The organism is Kutzneria sp. 744, from assembly GCF_000568255.1.
GTDB lineage: Bacteria > Actinomycetota > Actinomycetes > Mycobacteriales > Pseudonocardiaceae > Kutzneria.
This window is the reverse complement of the sequence record NZ_KK037166.1, coordinates 9,871,393-9,872,596: the sequence shown is the minus strand read 5'-3', so window position 1 is coordinate 9,872,596 and position 1,204 is coordinate 9,871,393. Positions and strand designations below refer to the sequence as shown.

The following is a 1,204-nucleotide window of genomic DNA, read 5'->3' as shown; positions in this document are numbered from 1 at the left end:
GGGGTGGCTGGTGACGGCGGTGGACATCTCCCAGACGGCGATCGACCGGGCGGCCGCGGCCGAATCGAAGGGCCACATCGCCTGGACGAGGGCGGACCTGGGGCTCACACCGCCGCCGGCCGAGGCGTTCGATCTCGTGTCGCTGCAATACTTTCCGCTGCCCAAGGACAACGCACGGCAGCTGGGCAACATCATCGCGGCGGTGGCGCCGGGCGGCACGCTACTGGTGGTGGGCCACTCCCCCGACGACCTGCCGCACGACGGGCCGTTCGACCCGAACGACTTCTACTGGCCGGCGGAGGTCGCCGAACTCCTGGACGACAGCTGGGAAATCCTGGTCGACGAGACCCGGCCCCGCACGATGCCGGCCCCGGAGGGCACGACACACGTGAACGACACGGTGCTGCGGGCAGTGAAACGCCCGGCGTGACAAGGACTCTGCCACGCCGGACGCCCCTGGAACGAGATCACGGACAGGCGGGCTGACCCGGGTGGCCGCAGGGCGGACCCTGCGGACGGGGCTGGTAGAACGAGTCGGTGAACCCGCCGCCGTCGGCGCTCAGCGCCCCGGGAATGGCGACGTTCTGCCACGCGCCGAAGGCGTACTGCTGCAAGGTGATCGGCTGCGCGCCGCCGGCCCGGATCGACGAGCACGGGCCGCCCTGCACGAACGTCAGGGCCCAGCAGCTGTTCGAGAACGTCACGCTGTGGAAGTCGGCGATCGGCAGAATCCCGCCGGAATAAGGGGCTTCCACGATCCACTCGGCCGTGGTCCCGGGCGGCGACGATGTCAGCGGCACGCTGACGCACGTGTTGATCGTGAAGTTGCAGACGCCGGCCTGGGCCCCGCCGGCGGCGGTGTAGAGGCCGACACCGCCGACGAAATCGCCGGGATGCACGGGCAGGTTGTTGATCCGGCGCTCGCTGCCGGTGTCCCCGACACCGCCGACGATCTCGTACCAGGCGTAGTAGGTCGTCGCGCCGTTGGCGGCGACGTCCTGGGTGGTGCCGGCCTGGATCAGCGCGCCGGTGCCGGAGTTGAAGCCGCCGCCGATGCCGGCCCACGTCGAGGAGTAGTAGCCGCGGGTGGAGTAGCCGGGCACGGGTGCGGTCACGGTCGGCACCGTCCAGCCGCCCTGCGCGTAGTTGGCGCGCTGCGTGACCTGGTAGCCGGACCAGTTGTTTGACAGCAGGTTGTTGGTCA

Annotated in this window: 2 protein-coding genes; one reads left to right on the top strand and one right to left on the bottom strand. The window is 70.3% G+C overall.

The annotated features are described in order from the left end of the window. A partial coding sequence (locus KUTG_RS45185; protein WP_043726034.1) for a class I SAM-dependent methyltransferase occupies positions 1–430 on the top strand: 430 nt, incomplete at its 5' end. 37 nt (positions 431–467) lie between these two features. On the opposite strand, the gene KUTG_RS45180 is transcribed toward KUTG_RS45185, so the two are convergent. Further along, positions 468–1,204, bottom strand: a 737-nt coding sequence (locus tag KUTG_RS45180) for a G1 family glutamic endopeptidase (protein WP_043726031.1), incomplete at its 5' end; no start/stop codon positions are given.